Annotated in this window: 21 protein-coding genes; 10 read left to right on the top strand and 11 right to left on the bottom strand. The window is 67.0% G+C overall.

Annotated features, from left to right (window positions below):
• Window positions 1–37 precede the first annotated feature (37 nt).
• Window positions 38–955, bottom strand: a complete 918-nt coding sequence (locus AC3B5L_RS14735; RefSeq protein WP_280568669.1) for a sugar kinase — start codon at window positions 953–955, stop codon at window positions 38–40.
• Complete coding sequence (locus AC3B5L_RS14730) at window positions 952–2,115, bottom strand: MFS transporter (protein WP_268776580.1); 1,164 nt, start codon at window positions 2,113–2,115, stop codon at window positions 952–954. Before AC3B5L_RS14730 ends, AC3B5L_RS14735 begins: the two co-directional genes overlap by 4 nt.
• A 422-nt stretch (window positions 2,116–2,537) precedes the next feature.
• Between AC3B5L_RS14730 and nrdH the strand changes: the two genes are divergently transcribed.
• Genes nrdH through AC3B5L_RS14705 form a run of 5 tightly spaced genes read left to right on the top strand, consistent with a single transcriptional unit; the run spans window position 2,538 to window position 8,650 of the window.
• A complete protein-coding gene (gene nrdH, locus AC3B5L_RS14725) occupies window positions 2,538–2,771 on the top strand; it encodes a glutaredoxin-like protein NrdH (protein ID WP_017202656.1) in 234 nt (77 codons plus the stop codon).
• Between the two features lie 57 nt (window positions 2,772–2,828).
• Window positions 2,829–3,263: a class Ib ribonucleoside-diphosphate reductase assembly flavoprotein NrdI gene (gene nrdI / locus AC3B5L_RS14720; protein ID WP_060922465.1), complete on the top strand. Its 435-nt coding sequence runs from the start codon at window positions 2,829–2,831 to the stop codon at window positions 3,261–3,263.
• Window positions 3,260–5,404 (top strand): class 1b ribonucleoside-diphosphate reductase subunit alpha, encoded by a 2,145-nt coding sequence (gene nrdE, locus AC3B5L_RS14715; protein WP_060922464.1) that lies wholly within the window; start codon window positions 3,260–3,262, stop codon window positions 5,402–5,404. Before nrdI ends, nrdE begins: the two co-directional genes overlap by 4 nt.
• Window positions 5,405–5,443: 39 nt before the next feature.
• Window positions 5,444–6,424 carry a class 1b ribonucleoside-diphosphate reductase subunit beta gene (gene nrdF, locus AC3B5L_RS14710; RefSeq protein WP_060922463.1) on the top strand — a complete coding sequence of 327 codons (981 nt, stop codon included), beginning with the start codon at window positions 5,444–5,446 and terminating at the stop codon, window positions 6,422–6,424.
• 18 nt (window positions 6,425–6,442) lie between these two features.
• On the top strand, window positions 6,443–8,650 hold the full coding sequence (locus AC3B5L_RS14705; RefSeq protein ID WP_366237462.1) for an nSTAND3 domain-containing NTPase: 2,208 nt from the start codon (window positions 6,443–6,445) through the stop codon (window positions 8,648–8,650).
• Between the two features lie 261 nt (window positions 8,651–8,911).
• Here the strand turns inward: AC3B5L_RS14705 and AC3B5L_RS14700 are convergent, their stop codons facing one another.
• The 4 genes from AC3B5L_RS14700 to AC3B5L_RS14685 all read right to left on the bottom strand — a co-directional run bounded on the left by AC3B5L_RS14700 (window position 8,912) and on the right by AC3B5L_RS14685 (window position 10,864).
• Window positions 8,912–9,223, bottom strand: coding sequence for a hypothetical protein (locus AC3B5L_RS14700; protein WP_259962771.1), 312 nt, complete (start codon window positions 9,221–9,223; stop codon window positions 8,912–8,914).
• 58 nt (window positions 9,224–9,281) lie between these two features.
• A complete protein-coding gene (locus AC3B5L_RS14695) occupies window positions 9,282–9,758 on the bottom strand; it encodes an adenylyltransferase/cytidyltransferase family protein (protein ID WP_259954064.1) in 477 nt (158 codons plus the stop codon).
• Between the two features lie 73 nt (window positions 9,759–9,831).
• Window positions 9,832–10,440 (bottom strand): hypothetical protein, encoded by a 609-nt coding sequence (locus AC3B5L_RS14690; RefSeq protein WP_370428580.1) that lies wholly within the window; start codon window positions 10,438–10,440, stop codon window positions 9,832–9,834.
• Between the two features lie 109 nt (window positions 10,441–10,549).
• Window positions 10,550–10,864, bottom strand: coding sequence for a hypothetical protein (locus tag AC3B5L_RS14685; RefSeq protein ID WP_370428581.1), 315 nt, complete (start codon window positions 10,862–10,864; stop codon window positions 10,550–10,552).
• A 210-nt stretch (window positions 10,865–11,074) separates the two neighbouring features.
• Here AC3B5L_RS14685 and AC3B5L_RS14680 point away from each other — a divergent pair, with 210 nt between their 5' ends.
• Window positions 11,075–11,746, top strand: coding sequence for a hypothetical protein (locus AC3B5L_RS14680; RefSeq protein ID WP_490095921.1), 672 nt, complete (start codon window positions 11,075–11,077; stop codon window positions 11,744–11,746).
• A gap of 17 nt (window positions 11,747–11,763) precedes the next feature.
• Here AC3B5L_RS14680 and AC3B5L_RS14675 read toward each other — a convergent pair whose 3' ends face one another.
• Window positions 11,764–12,174: a hypothetical protein gene (locus tag AC3B5L_RS14675; protein WP_490095920.1), complete on the bottom strand. Its 411-nt coding sequence runs from the start codon at window positions 12,172–12,174 to the stop codon at window positions 11,764–11,766.
• Between the two features lie 96 nt (window positions 12,175–12,270).
• Between AC3B5L_RS14675 and AC3B5L_RS14670 the strand changes: the two genes are divergently transcribed.
• The 4 genes from AC3B5L_RS14670 (at window position 12,271) to AC3B5L_RS14655 (ending at window position 16,070) form a co-directional block, all read left to right on the top strand.
• A complete protein-coding gene (locus tag AC3B5L_RS14670; RefSeq protein ID WP_363446573.1) occupies window positions 12,271–12,891 on the top strand; it encodes a cyclodeaminase/cyclohydrolase family protein in 621 nt (206 codons plus the stop codon).
• Window position 12,892: 1 nt separating this feature from the next.
• Window positions 12,893–13,744 (top strand): aminoglycoside phosphotransferase family protein, encoded by an 852-nt coding sequence (locus AC3B5L_RS14665; protein WP_490095919.1) that lies wholly within the window; start codon window positions 12,893–12,895, stop codon window positions 13,742–13,744.
• Window positions 13,745–13,757: 13 nt separating this feature from the next.
• Window positions 13,758–14,273, top strand: coding sequence for a hypothetical protein (locus AC3B5L_RS14660; RefSeq protein WP_280568104.1), 516 nt, complete (start codon window positions 13,758–13,760; stop codon window positions 14,271–14,273).
• Between the two features lie 306 nt (window positions 14,274–14,579).
• Window positions 14,580–16,070 carry a thioester domain-containing protein gene (locus AC3B5L_RS14655; RefSeq protein WP_280568108.1) on the top strand — a complete coding sequence of 497 codons (1,491 nt, stop codon included), beginning with the start codon at window positions 14,580–14,582 and terminating at the stop codon, window positions 16,068–16,070.
• Here the strand turns inward: AC3B5L_RS14655 and AC3B5L_RS14650 are convergent.
• The 4 genes from AC3B5L_RS14650 to AC3B5L_RS14635 all read right to left on the bottom strand — a co-directional run bounded on the left by AC3B5L_RS14650 (window position 16,038) and on the right by AC3B5L_RS14635 (window position 19,405).
• On the bottom strand, window positions 16,038–17,048 hold the full coding sequence (locus AC3B5L_RS14650; RefSeq protein ID WP_259954052.1) for a cation efflux transmembrane domain-containing protein: 1,011 nt from the start codon (window positions 17,046–17,048) through the stop codon (window positions 16,038–16,040). The genes AC3B5L_RS14655 and AC3B5L_RS14650 overlap by 33 nt on opposite strands.
• Entirely contained in the window at window positions 17,045–17,539 is a 495-nt protein-coding gene (locus tag AC3B5L_RS14645; protein WP_490095918.1) for a transporter substrate-binding domain-containing protein, read from the bottom strand. Before AC3B5L_RS14645 ends, AC3B5L_RS14650 begins: the two co-directional genes overlap by 4 nt.
• Before the next feature lie 119 nt (window positions 17,540–17,658).
• Window positions 17,659–18,750 (bottom strand): YihY/virulence factor BrkB family protein, encoded by a 1,092-nt coding sequence (locus AC3B5L_RS14640; protein ID WP_187662396.1) that lies wholly within the window; start codon window positions 18,748–18,750, stop codon window positions 17,659–17,661.
• Window positions 18,751–18,871: 121 nt separating this feature from the next.
• Complete coding sequence (locus tag AC3B5L_RS14635) at window positions 18,872–19,405, bottom strand: DUF488 domain-containing protein (protein WP_187662395.1); 534 nt, start codon at window positions 19,403–19,405, stop codon at window positions 18,872–18,874.
• Window positions 19,406–19,423: the final 18 nt, after the last annotated feature.

Genomic DNA, 19,423 nt, shown 5'->3' with positions numbered 1-19,423 from the left:
ACCAGCCTACGACCGCGCCAGGACGCGGCGGGCGGAGTCAGCGCGCCGGCTCCAGCGGCGGCAGGTCGGCCGCGATGCGGAGCACTCGCGCTGCGGCCTCGTGTCCTGCGGCCAGGCGGGTCTCGAGGTCGGCGCCGTCGAGCGTCGCGGCCAGGAACCCGGAGGCGAAGGCGTCCCCCGCACCGACGGGCTCCACCACGTCCACGGTCGGCGCGGGCACGAAGACCGGGTCCGCGTCACCGGCGAAGGCCGTGGCGCCGACGTCGCCGTCCTTGACGACGAGCAGACCGCAGTGCGGAAGGTGCGCGCGGATCTCCGCGGCCGTCGCGGTGCCCCAGATGCGCTCGGCCTCGTCGCGGCCGACGAAGGCGATGTCGGCGGCGTCGGCCAGGCGCGCGAGGGTCGCGGCCGCCTCCTCGGGGCTCCACAGCGCCCGGCGGTCGTTCACATCGAAGGAGACGACGGCTCCGGCGGTGCGCGCGTCCGCGAAGAGCTGGTCGACCATCGCCACGCAGGTCGCGGACAGCGCCGGGGTGATGCCCGTGGTGTGCACGATACGGACGCCGGCGAGCTGCGCGGGGGACAGGAACCCGGGTGCCATGCGCGAGGCGGCCGAGCCGCGGCGATAGTAGTAGACCGCCGAGGACTCCACGCCGGGATCCTTGAACATCACTCCGGTCGGCGCCTCCGGGTCGACCTCGGTCCAGAGTTCGACGCGACGCTGCTCCAGCTCTGCGGAGAGGCGGCGGCCGAGAGGATCGTCGCCGAGACGAGAGGCCCAGACAGCCCGATGGCCCGCGGCCGCGACGCCGACGGCGACGTTCGCCTCCGCACCCGCGTGGGTGATCGACGCGGTGTCGGCGGTCGTGAGGTCGGCGCCGGTCGGCGTGATCAGGGCCATCGACTCGCCGACGCACACGATCGCGGGGGAGGAGGACGGGACGGAGGGGCTCATGAGGGGGTGACCGCCAGGGGCTCGGTGTCGGGATGGGGGCTGGCGTCGCGGTGACGCAGATCGGGGAAGGACCGCACGAACACGATGGAGACGAGCAGTCCGACCGCCGCGAAGATGGTGGCGGCCAGGTACGCACCGCGCCAGTCGCCGACGTCGACGAGGAAGCCGGCGACCGCCGATCCGGCCGCGGCGCCGATGAGCTGCCCGGTGCCCGCCCAGCCGAAGGCCTCGGCGGTCTCGCTGAACTTCACGCTGGCCGTGGTGATGGCGAACAGCACCGCGAGGGCGGGGGCGATGCCGATGCCGGCGAGGATGAGCGTGCCGCCCAGCCAGTAGACGTTGAGCATGACCATCGTGAGGGCGAGGCCCACCGTGACGATGAGCAGGCGGCGCGCCATCGCCCAGGGGCCGATCGGGATGTGGCCGAAGGCGAGGCCGCCGGCCAGGCTGCCGGCGGAGAAGACCGCGAGGACGAGACCCGCCGCGAGGCTGCCGTGCTCGAACGTCGCGACCACGCCGACCTCGACCGCGGAGCAGGCGCCGATGAGCAGGAATCCGATGACGGTCGCGAGGAGCACGGGCGGCTTGAGCACGACCGTGCCCAGCGCGTTGCGGCTGCGCGGGATGCGCACGCGGCCGACCTCGGGGGAGAGGATGAACCACGCACCGCCGGCGACGAGGACGATCGCCACCAGGAGCAGGCCCTCCATGGTGCCGACCTGGGTGGAGACGAGGGTGATGACGACCGGCGCCAGCACCCAGATGATCTCCTGCAGGGACGCGTCGAGGGAGAACAGCGGGGTGAGCTGACCGGCGTTCACGAGCTTGGGGTAGATGGTGCGGACGGCCGCCTGCACCGGCGGCGTCGAGAGGCCGGCGATCATGCCCAGGGCCATGTATCCCGGGACCGAGAGGGGCAGCAGTCCCAGGCCGAGTACCGCGATGACGCAGACGGACAGGGTGAGGGTCAGCACCCGCCGCATGCCCCAGGCGCCCATCCACCGGCTGGTGATGGGGCCGGCGACCGCTTGGCCGACACTGGTCGCGGCGAGCACGAGGCCCGCCGATCCGTACGATCCGGTCTGCTGCTCGACGTGCAGCAGGATCGCCAAGGACATCATCCCGTTGGGGAAGCGCGCGGTGAGCTGGGCGGCGATCATGCGGCCCACTCCCGGCGTGCGAAGAAGATCCCGATAGCCCGCCACCCGACAACGGTACCGGGCGGCGGGGACGTCGGTGCGATGGGCCGTCGATGGACACGCCGCGACACGCCGTGGACACGCCGGACGACGAATTCCACAGGCCTGGGGATGTCGGATGCCCCTCGTAGGGTGCCTCCTGTGGATGGATCTCTCCCAGGCTCCTCCCAGCCGCGATTTCCCGCGGGTCGCCGACCCCGGGAGAGGGGGTCCGCCTGTGGAAGAAACGGTGGACAACCTGTGTTGTATCTGTAGAGAGCGGTGGAAAAACTACACGGATGTAACTACTACCCCTTGTGGTCGCACCGAATGTCCGTCCCTATATGTAGTATTGAGATCCCGGCGGAGGTCTGCCGGAGAAACCAGAGATTTGAGGGGTTCAGATGTCGATCACGGTGTACACCAAGCCTTCCTGCGTCCAGTGCAACGCGACCTACCGTGCCCTGGATGCCAAGGGCATCGAGTACGAGATCCACGACCTGTCGGAGGACCCGACGGCGCTGGAGCAGGTCAAGGCGCTCGGCTACATGCAGGCTCCCGTCGTCGTCACCGACGAGGACCACTGGTCGGGCTTCCGTCCCGACAAGATCGACGAGCTCGCGTCCCGCCTGGCGTAGTCCGACAGGCTCACCGACCCGGCCCTTCGACAGGCTCAGGAACCCAAGGAGAGAGCTATGAGCGCCGTCGCGACCGCTGCGCCGCTCCTGGTCTACTTCTCGAGCGTGTCGGGTAACACCGCGCGCTTCATCGAGAAGCTCGGGCTTCCCGCCCGACGCATCCCCCTCCACCGGAACGAAGAGGACCTCGTCGTCGACGAGCCCTTCGTCCTGGTCACCCCCACCTACGGCGGAGGTGCCGGGCGCGGGGTCGAGAAGGGGGCCGTGCCCAAGCAGGTGATCCGGTTCCTCAACGACGAGCGCAACCGGCGTCACATCCGCGGGGTCATCTCCGCGGGCAACACCAACTTCGGCGACGCGTTCTGCCTCGCCGGCGACATCATCAGCCGCAAGTGCCACGTGCCTCACTTGTATCGGCTCGAGATCTTCGGCACACAGGACGACGTGGATCGCGTGAGCGACGGATTGGAACGACGGTGGAATCTTCAGTGACCGAGACAGTGGCATTCAAGGTGAACCCCGCATACGAGGGTCTGGACTACCACGCCCTCAACGCGATGCTGAACCTGTACGACGCGAACGGGAAGATCCAGTTCGACGCCGACAAGCGCGCCGCGCGGGAGTACTTCCTGCAGCACGTGAACCAGAACACGGTGTTCTTCCACTCGCTCAAGGAGCGCCTGGACTACCTCGTGGAGAAGGAGTACTACGAGGGCGCCGTCATCGAGAAGTACTCGTTCGACTTCGTGCAGAAGCTCAACGACCTCGCCTACTCGAAGAAGTTCCGCTTCGAGACGTTCCTCGGCGCGTTCAAGTACTACACGAGCTACACGCTGAAGACGTTCGACGGCAAGCGCTACCTCGAGCGCTTCGAGGACCGCGTCGTGATGACCGCGCTCGCCCTCGCGGACGGCGACGAGAAGCTCGCCGTGAACCTCGTCGAAGAGATCATCTCCGGTCGCTTCCAGCCGGCCACCCCGACCTTCCTCAACGCGGGCAAGGCGCAGCGCGGCGAGCTCGTCAGCTGCTTCCTGCTGCGCATCGAGGACAACATGGAGTCGATCGCCCGCGGCATCAACTCCGCGCTGCAGCTCTCCAAGCGCGGCGGCGGCGTGGCCCTGCTGCTGTCGAACATCCGCGAGTCGGGTGCCCCGATCAAGCAGATCGAGAACCAGTCCTCGGGCATCATCCCCGTCATGAAGCTCCTCGAAGACAGCTTCAGCTACGCCAACCAGCTCGGCGCGCGTCAGGGTGCGGGTGCGGTGTACCTCAACGCCCACCACCCCGACATCATGCGCTTCCTCGACACCAAGCGCGAGAACGCCGACGAGAAGATCCGCATCAAGACGCTGTCGCTCGGCGTCGTGGTGCCGGACATCACGTTCGAGCTCGCCAAGAACGACGAGGACATGTACCTGTTCTCGCCGTACGACGTGGAGAAGGTCTACGGCGTTCCGTTCGGCGACATCTCGGTCACCGAGAAGTACCGCGAGATGGTCGACGACCCGCGCATCAAGAAGACCAAGATCAACGCGCGCGAGTTCTTCCAGACCGTCGCCGAGATCCAGTTCGAGTCCGGCTACCCGTACGTCATGTTCGAGGACACGGTCAACAAGGCCAACCCCATCAAGGGGCGCATCAACATGTCCAACCTCTGCAGCGAGATCCTGCAGGTGAACACGCCGACCACCTACAACGACGACCTGTCGTACAAGGAGATCGGCAAGGACATCTCCTGCAACCTCGGCTCGATGAACATCGCGCTGTCGATGGACGCCGACGACCTCGGCCAGACGGTCGAGACCGCGATCCGCGCGCTCACCGCGGTCAGCGACCAGAGCCACATCGGCTCGGTCCGTTCGATCGAGGACGGCAACGACCGGTCGCACGCGATCGGCCTCGGCCAGATGAACCTGCACGGCTACCTCGCCCGCGAGCACGTGTTCTACGGCTCGGAGGAGGGTGTCGACTTCACGAACATCTACTTCTACACCGTGCTGTTCCACGCGCTGCGCGCCTCGAACCAGCTCGCGATCGAGCGCGGCACGACGTTCGACGGGTTCGCCGACTCCACCTACGCGTCCGGCGAGTTCTTCGACAAGTACATCGACCGGGCGTGGGTGCCGGAGACCGAGAAGGTCAAGGAGCTCTTCGCGGGCAAGCACATCCCGACGCAGGAGGACTGGGTCCAGCTCAAGGCGTCGATCCAGGAGCACGGCATCTACAACCAGAACCTGCAGGCCGTGCCACCGACGGGCTCGATCTCCTACATCAACAACTCGACCTCCTCGATCCACCCGATCGCCTCGAAGATCGAGATCCGCAAGGAAGGCAAGCTCGGTCGCGTCTACTACCCGGCGGCGTTCATGACGAACGACAACCTGGAGTACTACCAGGACGCGTACGAGATCGGCTACGAGAAGGTCATCGACACGTACGCCGCGGCCACGCAGCACGTCGACCAGGGTCTGTCGCTGACGCTGTTCTTCAAGGACACCGCCACCACGCGCGACATCAACAAGGCCCAGATCTACGCATGGCGCAAGGGCATCAAGACGATCTACTACATCCGTCTGCGTCAGCTGGCGCTCGAGGGCACCGACATGACCGAGTGCGTCTCGTGCATGCTCTGACACTTCGACAGGCTCAGTGACCCAGGAACTAGGACAAGAATGACTCCTCACTCCCCGCTCAAGCTGGTCTCCAGCGTGCAGGCGATCAACTGGAACCGCATCCAGGACGACAAGGACCTCGAGGTCTGGAACCGTCTGGTGAACAATTTCTGGCTGCCGGAGAAGGTGCCGCTGTCGAACGACGTGCAGTCGTGGAACACGCTCACCCCCGACGAGCAGCTGCTCACCATGCGGGTGTTCACCGGGCTCACGCTCCTCGACACGATCCAGGGCACCGTCGGCGCGGTGTCGCTGATCCCCGACGCGATCACGCCTCACGAGGAGGCCGTCTACACGAACATCGCGTTCATGGAGTCGGTGCACGCGAAGAGCTACTCCTCGATCTTCTCGACGCTCGCGTCGACGAAGGAGATCGACGAGGCGTTCCGCTGGTCCACGGAGAATGCGAACCTTCAGAAGAAGGCGCAGATCATCATGGACTACTACCAGGGAGACGACCCCCTCAAGCGCAAGGTCGCCTCCACGCTGCTGGAGTCGTTCCTGTTCTACTCGGGCTTCTACCTGCCGATCTACTGGTCCTCGAAGGCGAAGCTGACGAACACGGCCGACCTCATCCGCCTCATCATCCGCGACGAGGCCGTGCACGGGTACTACATCGGCTACAAGTTCCAGCGCGGACTCGAGACGGCCGACCAGGCGCGCAAGGACGAGCTCAAGGACTACACGTTCTCCCTGCTCTACGAGCTCTACGACAACGAGGTGCAGTACACGCAGGACCTCTACGACGGCGTCGGCCTGACCGAGGACGTCAAGAAGTTCCTGCACTACAACGCCAACAAGGCCCTCATGAACCTGGGCTACGAGGCGATGTTCCCCTCCAGCGTCACCAACGTGAACCCGGCGATCCTGTCGGCGCTCTCCCCGAACGCGGACGAGAACCACGACTTCTTCAGTGGGTCGGGCTCGTCCTACGTCATCGGCAAGGCCGAGGCCACGGAAGACGACGACTGGGACTTCTGAGGAACCGCGGGTGCGGAATTGCGCGCATATGAATCGCTCTCTTCATACGACTTTGAGCGTCTAGTTAGGGACCTTCTTCAAGCCGAATGGAAGGAGAGGCTCGAGTCGTTCTCTCCTGGGCCGGATGGTGGGGTCGACGTCCGGCTTCTGCGCGCTGGCGCACTGCGTACCGTCCAGTGTAAGCACTCGCCGGGACGAACGCTCCTTCAGCTTAAGTCGAAGCTGGAGCGTGAAGCTAGAAAGGTGGCTTCAAGCGACCTTGGCGAGTACTGGCTAGCGACAACAGCGCGCGCGAGCCCGGGAGCGAAAGCTACAATCGCCGCAATATTTGGGAAACAGAAGCTGCGGCAAGAGCACATTCTTGCATGTGAGGATCTCGAGAACCTTCTCGATCGTCACGGTGAGGTTGAGCGCCTGCACGTGAAGCTATACGTTTCGAGCCTGGCGGTGCTAAAGACTGTTTTGCATCATGCAGTATACGAGCGGCAACGATATTTTCTCGAGCGCGCCGCAAGGCGGGCGAGACTATTCGTTACGAGTGACGCGACTCAGTTCGTGCACGAATCGCTAGGGAAGTACGGGATGTCGATCATCACCGGTCCTCCCGGGGTGGGGAAGACTACACTCGCAGAATCGGTAGCTCTGACATATGCTGCGGACGGCTACGAGGTCTTCGACGTTCGGAATGCCTCGGAGATAGAGAACGTGTGGCAGCCCGGTGCGAAGCAGCTGTTTCTGTACGACGACTTTCTCGGTCAAACAAGCCTTATGGAGAAGCTGTCGAAGGGTGAGGATCACTCCCTCGACTTACTAGCGCAGCGACTACGCGATTCGAAATCACACAAGATGATTCTGACCACGCGTCAGTACATCCTGACTGCAGCTCAAAGCACCTATAGTAAGTTGCGAACTGCCCGCGTTCTCGATTCAAACGTTGTTGTAGATGTCAGTACGTACAACGCGTTTCAACGCGGACATATCCTGTTCAATCATATTTACTACTCCGGGCTAGGGCAGGCCGCTAGGCGAAGTATTATCCGCAATCGCGCCTATCTCCGAGTGATTAGGCACCCCAACTACAATCCTCGTCTGATCGAGTCGATTGTGTCCGCTGCTCAAGCACTTGGGGGTGGGTCGAAGGGCGCAGGGTTTGCGGAGTTCATGTTGAGTTCGCTGAACTCGCCCTCTGCCTTGTGGAACAGTGTGTACGAGGTGGAGCTCTCCAGTGCCCAGAGAGCGCTGGCGTTAGCGATCTGTGTCGGGTTGACGGATACTTCCAAGGCAAGTGCAAGTGCGACTGCGCAATCGGTTTTATCGGCGTGGGGTGAATCTACGGTGGTAACTGACTCTGACGTAGACGTCCTCGAGGGTATTTTTATTGATGTTGACCGAGACGCGTTCGGAGAATATGAGTTCTCGGCAAAAAACCCAAGCATCAGAGACTTTCTACTATCGCGACTCTTTTCAGATCTTCGAGCTTTCAGGGCGCACCTGCAATCAGCAGAACCTTCATCGATCGCAGTCCTCTTCGCAATGCTGAGTGGCAAGGGAATCCGCGCCTCCAGGCCGTGGCAGGATCTTGAGGTTCCAAGCCGGGTGGCTCTTTTGGGAGCAGTCGATGAGTTCTTCGTGCCGATTCTGAGGCGGTCTCGAGGACTAGACGGTCTACGGCTCGTTGCCATGGGCATGGGCGTTCTGGATGATCATGCTCACAGGGGTCGGGTTAGCGCGACAACCGACATACTGAAGCTCACGCATGATTTCATGCGTGAGGAGTCAGATGTTGACGCGCGTATTCGGGCGTACTGGGCGCTTGAGCCGTTGCTGACTGCGAGTGAGGCGGAGATTCTCGCCACGGAAGTTCGCCGAGTATGGGTCGATGATGAGATTGGGATGCACGACATCTCAGCGGCTCACGAGTTTGAGCGCGAATGCGAGTCTGGGGTGGAGTCACATCTCGAAGCCATGCTTGTCGAGAGCATCGAATGGGCCCTCGATGATCCCGACAGGGACGGGTACGATTCGGATTTTGAATTGCTCCACGCTTTGCAGAGCGTACTCGAGTCTTTCCCGGTCGAATTTGTGGACGTGCAAGAGAGAGTCCGGGAGCGGTTGAATGAAGTATGGGAGCCCGACCCGGACGACGACTTCGACCGTCGTGAGTGGTCGAACAGCGACCGCGAGGATCTTCACGAGGTCGATGTCCTCTTCGCTCACCTTGGATGAACCTGGGCTACGGCATCGGCAAGGCCGAGGCCACGGAAGACGACGACTGGGACTTCTGAGTCCGTGGTGCGGCGCCACGCCGTGTGGCGCCGCACCAGGTTCGGGGCGACGCACTGTTCGGCGGTTCCTCGACGCGGCGGCGCAGCTTGATGGGGTCGCTCGCGACGTGCGGGTTCAGGCACCGTGATCTCGTGAGGCGGGCGTGAGATAAGACGCAGGGGCATCCTTCGTGTTCCGGCAGAGATCGCGGGAGCCCGAACCTCAGCGTGCGCTCAGGACGAAGGCCAGAACCGCTCCCAGGACGGTGCCCGCGAGCATCGCGGCGGCCGTCCAACCGACGACGCGACCTCGGGCGACCTGGCGTTTCGTCGCGTACACGCCCGCGCCGAGGCCACCCACCACCACTGCCGCCATCGTCACGCCGGCGACGAGCGCTTGGACCCCGTAGTCCGGCGTCGGCGGGGCAGGATCGACGAGCGGAGTCGCGAAGCGGTAGGTCATGACGACGCCGAGGGCGACGAGCGAGACCGCGGTCATCGCTGCGATCAACCCCCACGCTGTCGATGTGCGCATCCGTCACCTGTTCTTCGCGGAGTTCGATGACCGGAGGTCGCCACAGGCAGAACGCGGGTCAGTGACCCGCGGCGCGCTCCGCTTCCTTCTCCGCGACGATCCTCCGGAGGCCCGAGCTGGAGAACCGATGGTCTCGGCTGTTGAAGTAGAGCTCGATGCCACTCTCCTCGCAGTACGCGCGGCCGGTGAAGTCCCGATCGCGGTACTCATCCCCGACGATGCGCACATCGAGCTTGAAGGACCGAAGGATGTCCTCGAGGTCCTGCTCCGTCGAGTACGGCACGATCTCATCCACGTGCTGACAGCCGCGAAGCTGGATGTAGCGCTCCACGACCGTCTGCGTCGGCGCGTTCTTCTCCGGGCGGTCCAGGGTCGGATCCATCTGCAGGCCGACGATGAGGTAGTCGCACTGCCGCTTCGCCTCGGCGAGCATCATGATGTGCCCTGCGTGCAGCAAGTCGAAGGTGGAGAAGGTGATCCCCACTCGCGGTCCGGGGTTGTAGTCGCGCCGTTGCGCCATGGACTCGTCAGACAAAATGTTCCCCCCTGTTTCCCGTACTCTACCGGCCCGCGCTCGCGCGTCGATTCCGGTCGCGGAGTCGCTCGCGTCAGGCGCCGTCGCCGAGCACCGGAACGCCCCAGATGCGTGCCGCGTCAGAGATCAAACGGTCCATGCCGTCCGGTGACTCCCGGCGAAGCGGCGCGTCGTCCCTGGTCACCGGGACCGGGATCGTGGCCTGTCCCGCTCCCTGCGAGACCACGATCTCGAGGGTCGGGTAGAGGAAGGCGCCCTCCTGGATGGCACCTCTCGTCACGCCCTGGATCCGATCCCGCGGCACGCTGTATGCGGTGAGGAGACGGTCCCCGCCGCGGACCACCCGGAACCCCGAAGGGTCGATGACGCCCGTGGGGCTCGCCGTCAACAGGCCGCGGGGGGCGGGGCCGAGTGCGAGGAGGGGGATCGCACGTGACAGGTAGGCTGCAACACCGTTGAGCGCGTAGGAGCCGAAGGCTCGCGCCTGCGGCTCGCGCTCCCGCAGTGCTCGCCGCTGGGTGCGCTGCAGTCGTTGGATGCGTCCGAGCACGATCCAGATGATCAGACCCGCGAGCAGTACCCCCGTCGCGAATACCAGCGATGTCGCCACAGGCGGCTCGCCCTCGACCAGGGGACGCACGAGTGTCCCCCAGACGAAGAACGCCGCCAGGGCCACAGCCATCGCGAGCATCAGTCTGTTGGCGGGCGGGTTCCGGCGCACGAGGGCTCTCTTTCAGGAAGCAGTGAGGGCGAGGGTTGTTGGGGCTGGTTGACACCCGGCTCGCGGCGGCTCAGCCACCCATGAGGAACGCGGCGGCGGGAAGGACCGACACGGCCCCCAGCACGGTTCCCGCGACCGGCCACGCGTAGCCGACGCGGTCGGCACGGGCGAAGACGAGCCCGATGACGCCGAGGATGAGGGCGGTGCCACCGAAGAGGACCGCGAGCGGCAGCGTGAGGAACAACAGCCATCCGTAGTTCGGGTCCGCCGTCCCCGCCAGGACGAAGACGATCGCGGTCGGCAGGATCCCGACGAGCGCCACGACGGTGGCCGCGACCCCACATCCGAAGGCTCGGCGACGAGGTGACGGGATGATCTGGCTCACGGGGCGATCCTAGCCACAGCCTGATCGCGCGACGAAAGCGTCGTTCTCGGTGACCACGGCTCCTCGCGATCGGAGGATGCGAAGATGAGGGGCGAGCCGGGGGAGGGGGCCGATGAACACCGAACATGACGAGGACGTCGGCGCGTTGTGAGGGGTCGTCGGCCCGGTGCTCCGCGGCGGCGGTCAGTCGACGAGGGGATCGGAGGGCGCATGCGATCGATGACCCCGATGCCGGGGGACCCGTGGCCGCACGACATGATCATCACCGTCGACGATCGCCCTCACGCCCTGCTCGAACTGCTCTGGGTCCGGGAGGCGCACGGGCTGGTCCCCGTCGACGACGCGCTCCCGCCGCTCCTGGTCGACCGGCCAGCGGAGGCGGAGCGGCCCGTGGACGCGCAGACCCGTGATCACTGGGCGGAGGTCTGGCCCCGGATCTGGGACAAGGCTGTCGCGCACGCCGCGACGGAGCCGGATCGGACGTTGTTCGACCGCGCCCTCGATCCGACGATGGGTCCGGATGAGCGGGAGACGCTGCTCGGCCAGCTCGTCGGCCCCACGGCGCGGGATGAGTTCGGAGACGATGTCTTCGGCGACGCGGCCTACCGCGAATGGGAGCGGCGTGGCTCCGACGCGCACCTCGCGACGAACCGCACGACACTCGCGGACAGCCCTGAACACCGGGACGTGGCGACTCTCGCCGACGCCTGGCGTCGGGGCCTCGGGAAGGTGGTGACGCTGCCGTGCCGCGGGGTGTACGTCCGGCAGATCGGTCCTCGCGCCCTCCTGGTCACCGATGAGGTACGGAACGACGCCGCCACGTATCGCACGGCGCTGGAATCGTTCCGCCGGTCATCCTCGCAGCGACCGTCGACGGCGTGAGGCTTCCGCGCGCGACGTCAGAGGACCAGCGGGAGGAAGGACACGATCAGGCCGACGGCACCGACCGCGGCGAAGACGACCCCGACGGTCCGCAGGACCCGGCGCAGATGCGGCGGCTCACCGATCCGGATGCGGGCCGGGTCGTTCGAGCTGTGGAACCCGTCGAGCCATCCATCGGTGGCGGCCGTGGGCTCGCTGCGGCGCAGCGGTCTCTCGTGGAAGTCGCCGGCCGCGAACCAGCGAGCGGTGCGGCGGCCGTCCCGATCGATCACGGCGATCTCGACGGGGATCCACTGCCCCTCGACGAGCCGGATCAGCAGGGCCACGATGAGGAGCGGCACGCCGATACCGAGGCCGATCCAGGACAGCACCTCGCCGACGACGGAGAGGGTGTCGACGAGCTGCACGAGTCCATCGTAGAGACGCATGCATCCGGAGTCGTGCGAGACGCGGCGCCCGATCACGGAGGACCGCTCGCTGATCCGCCGTCATACTGCATCCTTCCCACGGATAGTCTGACCGGCATGACGGATTCTGCCGACATCCCGACGTCCCGCCCGATGGACGCCTGGCTCGACGCGCTCAGTCAGCCCACCGGTTCGCCTGGTGGAGGTGCGGCGTCGGGGGTCATGCTCGGCCTGGCCGCGGCACTGATGGGCATGGTCGCCGGATACACCCGCGAGGATCCTGCTGTCGCCGAGAGCACCGGCCGCCTCGACCCCGTGCGCGCGGAGCTCCTGCAGGCCGTCGAGGCGGACGGCGTGGTGTCGGCTGGCTTCGGTGCCGCGCTCGCACTGGCACCGGAGGACCCGGCACGGGAGGAGAGGGTGCGGAACGCCGCCCTCGACGCCGCTGCGTCCGTCGCGCGCCTCGGCCGCATCGGTATCACCCTGGTCGCGGAGGCGCGCACTCTCGCGTCGCGCGGCAACCCGCACCTCGCCGTGGACCTCGCCGTCGCGACGGAGGCCCTGGAGGCCGGCCTCTCGGGTGCCTCCCTGAACCTCCGCGCCAACCTGCAGCTCGCTCGCGCACACGGCGCCTCGCCGTCCATGCGGTCCGGGCTCGACGAGGAGGTCGGGCGATTGGCGGAGGCGCGGACCCAGGTCTCGCGGATCACGGCGGAGCTGTCCGCGCGCCTGGACTGACGTGGCGCACGAGGAAGCGCTGCATGCGCGCGCCGCGGAGGTCCTGAACAGGTGGAGTCTCTCTCCGGACGGGCCCCTCCGGTCCGGAGAAGCGGGGATCGTCGTCCCGGTCCGGCGGACGGACGGTCTCATCGCCGTGGTGAAGGTGGAGCAGCCGGGGCCGGAGTTCGACGCGGCGGTCGTCGGGCTGGGGCGGTGGGACGGGCGAGCCATCGTCCGGCTCCTCGCGAGTGCCCCCGATCAAGGCGCGATGCTCCTCGAACGTCTCGATGCCGAGCGCAGCCTCGAGGCGATGGAGGACGACGATGCCACGCGCGTCGTCGGTTCCCTTCTCGAACGCCTGCACCGCGTCGACCCGCCGCCAGGTCTTCCGCGCCTGGAGGCGGTGGTGTCGCAGATGCTGAACGATGCGACGGGAGCGGCGGTGCTGCTGTCGGGCGAGGACCGACGACGATTCGACCGGTGGCTGCACCTCGTCGCGGACGTCGCTGCGATGCCCGGCAGCCGGTTTCTGCACTGGGACCTGCACTTCGGCAATGTCCTCGGCGCGGAGCGCGAGCCGTGGCTGGCGATCGACCCCGAGCCGCTCATCGGCGACGCGGGCTTCGATCTGTGGCCGGCTCTGGACAGTGGATGGAGCCGGGACCCGCGTACCGCCGATGCGGCACGCATCGTGCGTCGTCGGTTCGACATCCTCTCCAACATGCTCCACCTCGACCGCGCATGCGCGGCCCGCTGGACGAGCGCGCGGCTCCTCCAGAACACGCTCTGGGAGATCGAGGACGGCCGGCCCACGATCCCGACCGCCGCGAAGGTGCTCGACGATGCGCTTCGGTCTGCAGGGCTGTCTTGATAGCATCCCGCCCATGAGCACGCCGGACTCCGATGCCGCTCGGCCCGAGCACGACCGCGCCGCAATTAAGGAGCGGGTGTACGCCACCTTCACGGGCCTCGCCATCGTGCTCGTGCAGAACTCCAACGTGGAGCACACCAGCGCCCTGCAGGCCACGGTGACTCTGCTCGTCGGCATCGTCGCCATCGCCCTCGCGGGCTTCGCCGCCGATCTGGTCGCCCATCTCGCGGCGCACGGCAGCTTCCCCCGAGGGTCCGAGCTGCGGGATGTGCTGCGGCTCACCGGTACAGCGCTGGGATCGGCGGCGATGCCACTGCTCGTCCTCCTCGTCGCCGTGCTCGGATGGATCGAGCTGCGGACGGCGCTGACCATCGCGTCGATCGTCTACGTCGCGATCCTAGGACTCATCGGATACGTCGCCGTCCGCCGGACGGGAGTGAGCGGATGGCAGCAGCTCATCGCCCTGGGGATCCTCGTCGGGCTCGGCGGCATCGTCGTGCTCGTCCAGCAGCTCGCGCACGGACACTGACGGACACACCCGTTGCGCGGGCCGTACGCATGGTTCATCCTGAACGTGCTGCACCGATCGACTCGGGGGGGCCTTGCCGGTCGCGCTGCGGCCGACGGAGCGCCTGCCACCCAACTCCCTCCCCCGGCGGGCGCTCCGCTGCGCGAGAGGGTGCTCGCTTGCGCGAGAATCCCGGGACTCACCCGGGTGAACATCGCTCAGCCCCTTTTCGCTGAAGGAGCTTGTGCCTATCGTCGGTGACCAACGGCGGGCTGTCGCAGGTCGGGGAACCCGTCACTCGGATCATCGGCGAGATCGAGGGACACCATGCACACCGAGACGACGCGATCGCGTACGCGCACGGCAGGGGCTCTTCTGGCGACGGCCATCGCTGCGGCGATGGTGCTCTTCGGAGCCACCCCGGCATCGGCTCTGTGGGATCCCGATCCGGTGCTTCCGCGGGCCGGCTTCTTCACGCAGGTCACCATCACCGGCTCGCAGTACCCGACGAACGTGACCGGCGAGCTGACGACGCTGGGGCCCACGCCCGGCCCCTATCCGGCGACCGGGGCCTCCGTGGAGGCCGTGAGCCCCCAGCTGATCACCATCGCCGATCCGGTCTCGGGGGCGACGGCTTCGGCGTACTGCATCGATTTCAGTACCGAGACCGGCGTCGGGGCGGGCTACAACATCGGCGAGTGGGACGAGTCCAACGTGCCCAACCTCGACTACATCAACTACATCCTCACCAACTACTTCCCGTTCGACACGAGCAACCCGATCTCCGGGCTCACCCTCGCCCAGCAGGTGGCGGCCGTGCAGAGCGCGATCTGGTACTTCAGTGACGGATTCGTCCTGGCCACCGGCACCGCCGCGACCATCCGGAACGCCACGGCCGCTGTCGTCCAGGATGCGCTGGACAGCGGAGGTCTCCCGGAGCCGTCGGTGCCGACGCTCGGCATCGAGCCCGGCACGACGACGATCCCGGAAGACGGCTCGATCGTGGGACCGTTCACCGTCTCGGGCACCGCCAGCGGCACGCTCGACGCCGCCGCGGGCGTCGAGGTCTTCCTCGATCAGGCCGGAACCCAGCCCGTTCCCGTCGGCACCGCCGTCGCGTCCGGTGCGCAGCTCTGGGCGCGCTGGACCGGACCCGCGGCACCCGTGAACGGCTTCCGGATCACGGCGCAGGTGCCCCTGACGCAGGGCACGGTCTATCTCTACGACCCGGAGTCCTCGGACAGACCCGCAGCGCAGAAGCTGGTCCTCGCGCAGACGACGACGCTCCCGGTCCGCGCCGGGGTCCGGGCGACGCCCTACGCCTCCGGCGAGATCACCGTGCAGAAGATCATCACCGGTGACGGCGCGGGACTTCAGGGCGCCATCACGATCGACCTGGCCTGCACGCCCGCCCCGGCACCCGGCGTCGTCGTCTCCGCCACGATCCCCGCCGGAGCGACGGCCGCCGACCCCGTCGTCTTCTCCGGGCTGCCGGATGGCGCGACCTGCACGGTCAGCGAGTCCGCGGACGGCGCCAACGACGCGGTCACGCTCGCCGCGCAGACCATCGAACCGGCGACCGTGACGGTGGACGCCGCTGCGACCACCCCGGTGGCGGTGACCGTGACGAACACCTACGACCCCGTCGAGTCGCCGAGCAACGGCGGCGGCGAGGAAGGCGGCGAGGGCGGCGGTGAGGGCGAAGGGCTCGCCGCCTCCGGGCCGACGCCGATGACGGGCGCGCTGACGGTGGCCGGGCTCGGTCTCCTGCTCGCGGGTGCCCTGCTACGGGTGCGGCGACGGGCGAACCTGCGCTGACGATGCCTCGTCCTCGTCCTCCCGCCGCGTCAGATGGTCGGCGAGTTCGGGCACGAGCACGAGGACGACGTCGACGAGCTTCCAGTCCAGCTCGTGGCACTCCTGGCGCGCGCGGTCGAGGTCGGCCAGGGAGGGCAGGGCATCGTCGACGGGCACGATGAACGCTTCGACGTGGAAGAACTGGCCTTGATCCCTCGTCCGCACCGCGACGTCGCGGACCCAGGGCAGGGTGCGGAGGTGGTCCAGCACGGCGTGGGAGTCGGGGTGCGGCTTCTCGTCGTCGAAGGTCGTCGCCCTGGTGTCCATGAGGTCGGTGATCGCCGCGCGGGTGTTGCGCCACCCGTCCCAGAGGATGCTCCCCGCGATGAAGGTCGCCGCGGCGGCGTCCGCCCACCACAGCCCGAGCCCGATCCCGCCGACCCCGACGATCGAGCCGGCCGCGGTCATCCAGTCGGCCTTGTTCATGTCCGCATCGGCATAGAGGACCTTGTTGTGCAGATCCTTGGCCAGGCGCATCTTCACACGCCCGAAGTAGATCGGCAGCGGAATGGTCAGCGCCATCATGCCCATCATCAGCCAGCCCGACCAGATCACGTGTCCGAACACCTGGACCGACCCGATCGGAGGCCGGTCGCCGCTCACCAGCCCGATGACGGAATCGACCAGGAGGAACGCGCCCATCGCGAACAGGGCGACGCCGGCGACGAGGTGGGCCACACCGACGGAGCGGAAGAACCCGTACGGGTATTTGACGGTCGGCGGCTTCGCGATGATGCGGACGGCGACGAGGAAGGCGATCGGCGGGGCGAGGGAGAGCAGGTCCTCGATCCACGCGGCCTTCATCGCCTGCGAGCTGCCCATGACGAGGTAGACGCCGGTGATCGCCACCGCGAGGAACGCGAGCGTGAACCACTCGTAGCGGATCGCTCGACGCAGGGTGTCCTGCTGCGCGGGCGGAAGGTCGGGATGAGCCCTCATCGCGCGGCTCCTCGTTCGAGCAGGAAGGTCTCCAGGGTGGTGAGGAACCGGTTCTCCCCCAGAACGGTGAGCATCACGTGCTTCTTCGTCTCGCCTGCGGTCGTCGCGTCGTCGAACGGGACGGTCATCGCCGCCTTCTCGACCCAGGGGGTGTCGTCGGTGAACCCGCCGACGGCCAGGTCGAGGGCATGGTCGTGCAACCGCTCGGCCAGGTTCGCCTCGCTGTCGACGGTCCAGACGACGGTCGCGTCCAGCGTCTCGGCGAACTCCTCCACGAGGCGCACTTCGACCCCGGCGGGGTCCGACGTATCGGTCGTGTCCGTCCACGGCGGGTTGTGCGTGATCCCGACCCGGATCTGGCCGTCGCGGGCCTTGTCGAGGGTGCCGTCGACATCGGCGGGGATCGCCGTGCAGCCGGCGAGCGCTGCCGCGATCGCGAGCCACCCTCCGATGATCCCGATCTCGCGGAGAAGTGGTCTTCCGGTGCTCATCCTGCGCATCGGCGCGCGACGACCAGGCCTGCACATCGCTTCGTTCGCTCCTCTGGGGTAGGAAAAACGCGCCGCACAGGCGACGCGAAGGGCATGGCTCTCACCATAGCCCGACCGGGTCATCGTCCTCTGGTCGTCCGGCCTTCCGGCTCCGACCCGTCGTCGTCGTTCTCGACGCGGATGCGCCGTCCCTCCTCGATGTCCTTCCGCTCCTTCTCCGCCCGCTTGTCGCTCTGGCGGGTGTCGCGTGCGGGGAGCTGGATGTCGCGCTCGGCGGCGATCCCGGCCTGAAGCTGGCGGCCGCGTTCCAGCTCCGCGTCGAATTCCGCGCCGAACAGCAGGGCGAGGTTCGCGATCCACAGCCACAGCAGGAACACGATGACGCCCGCCATCGATCCGTAGGTGCGCTCGTAGTTGGAGAAGGTGGTGACGTAGAGCACGAAGCCGAGGGTGGCGACGGCCAGCACGACGATCGCCACGAGGGCACCCATGCTGATCCACCGGAACTTGGGCTGCTTGGCGTTCGGGGTCGCGTAGTAGAGCATCGCGACGAGGAAGACGACGACGAACAGCAGCAGCGGCCACTTGGCGATGCTCCACGCGAGTTGCACGCCCTCGCCGGCGCCGATCGCGTCGCCCAGCGCCGACACCACATCTCCGGAGAGCACGAGCACGATGGCGACGATGGTCAGCGAGACGACGGTGATGAGCGTGACGAGCAGCTGCATGGGGCGCAGCTTCCAGAACGGCCGCCCCTCCTCGATCTCGTAGATGCGGTTCATCACCCGGCTGAACGCCCCGACATAGCCCGAGGCCGACCACAGCGCGAGGAGGATTCCGGTCACGAGCGCGATGCCGGCGCCGGGAGCCTGGGAGATCTGCTCGATGGGACCGCGGAGAGCTTCCGCGGTCTCCGGCGGTGCCACGTCGCCGATGATGCCGAGCACGGCGTCGGCGGCGGCCCCGCCCTGGCCGAACACGCCGAGCAGCGAGAAGACGGCGATCATGGCGGGGAAGATCGAGAGCACCGCGTAGTACGTGAGGGCCGCGGCGCCGTCCATGCACTGATCGGCGGAGAACTCCCGGACGCTCTTGACCAGGACGTACTTCCACGACCGCTTCTGCAGATCGGTCGGGCTGTCCGGCTTCTCGTCGTGCTCTGGCGATGGAGCGGACGCGGATCCGCTTCGTCCTGTGGCTGCCTTCGACATGGCTCCTCCTCGGCGTCGGCGCGAGCACTGCTCCCGCGATCCAGTCCTATGAGGAGAAGAGGTGTTCCGGCACGGGGGTTGCGCGAAGACGAGACGAGGGGGATGCTGTGCCGGCGTGCGGTCATGCGGCCGGGTAGGTGACCGTCCCGTCCGCGCGGACGACCGCGCCGGCGCTGAGCTCGGCCGGATCGACGTGCCCGGGACCGAGGATGTGGCGGACGACTTCGTCCCGCGCGAGGAGGTGGTCGGCGATGATCCGTCGATGGCACCGCCACCACACGCTCTCCGAGCACATCACCGTGACGCGCCGCTCGCGGCCCTCGGCGCGGAGCTCGTCCAGGGCCTGCCCGAAATCCGCGGAGAGGGCGTGATCGGCGTAGTTGTGGAAGCTGCGGTTCTGCCACCACGCGTTGGTCTCGAAGGGAACGTCCCTGCTCACGGGGCGGCGACCCGTCAGCCCCTCTGCACGGTGGTAGGCGATCCCGGCGGTGCGGAGGGAGGACGCGAGTGCGTCCTGGTCGAACTGCGGATGCCGCTTCGAACCGGGGAGGCGGCGCACGTCCACGACGCTCTCCACACGGCTCTCCTGCACCAACGCGAGGAACTCATCGATCGTGCGGGTGGAGTGCCCGATGGTGAAGAACGGCTCGGCCATGAGGCGACCGTAGCCCAC

It is taken from the genome of Microbacterium sp. C-MGS6 (genome assembly GCF_058140415.1).
The sequence above is the reverse complement of the archived record's forward strand: the minus strand, read 5'-3'. Positions and strand labels throughout refer to the sequence as shown.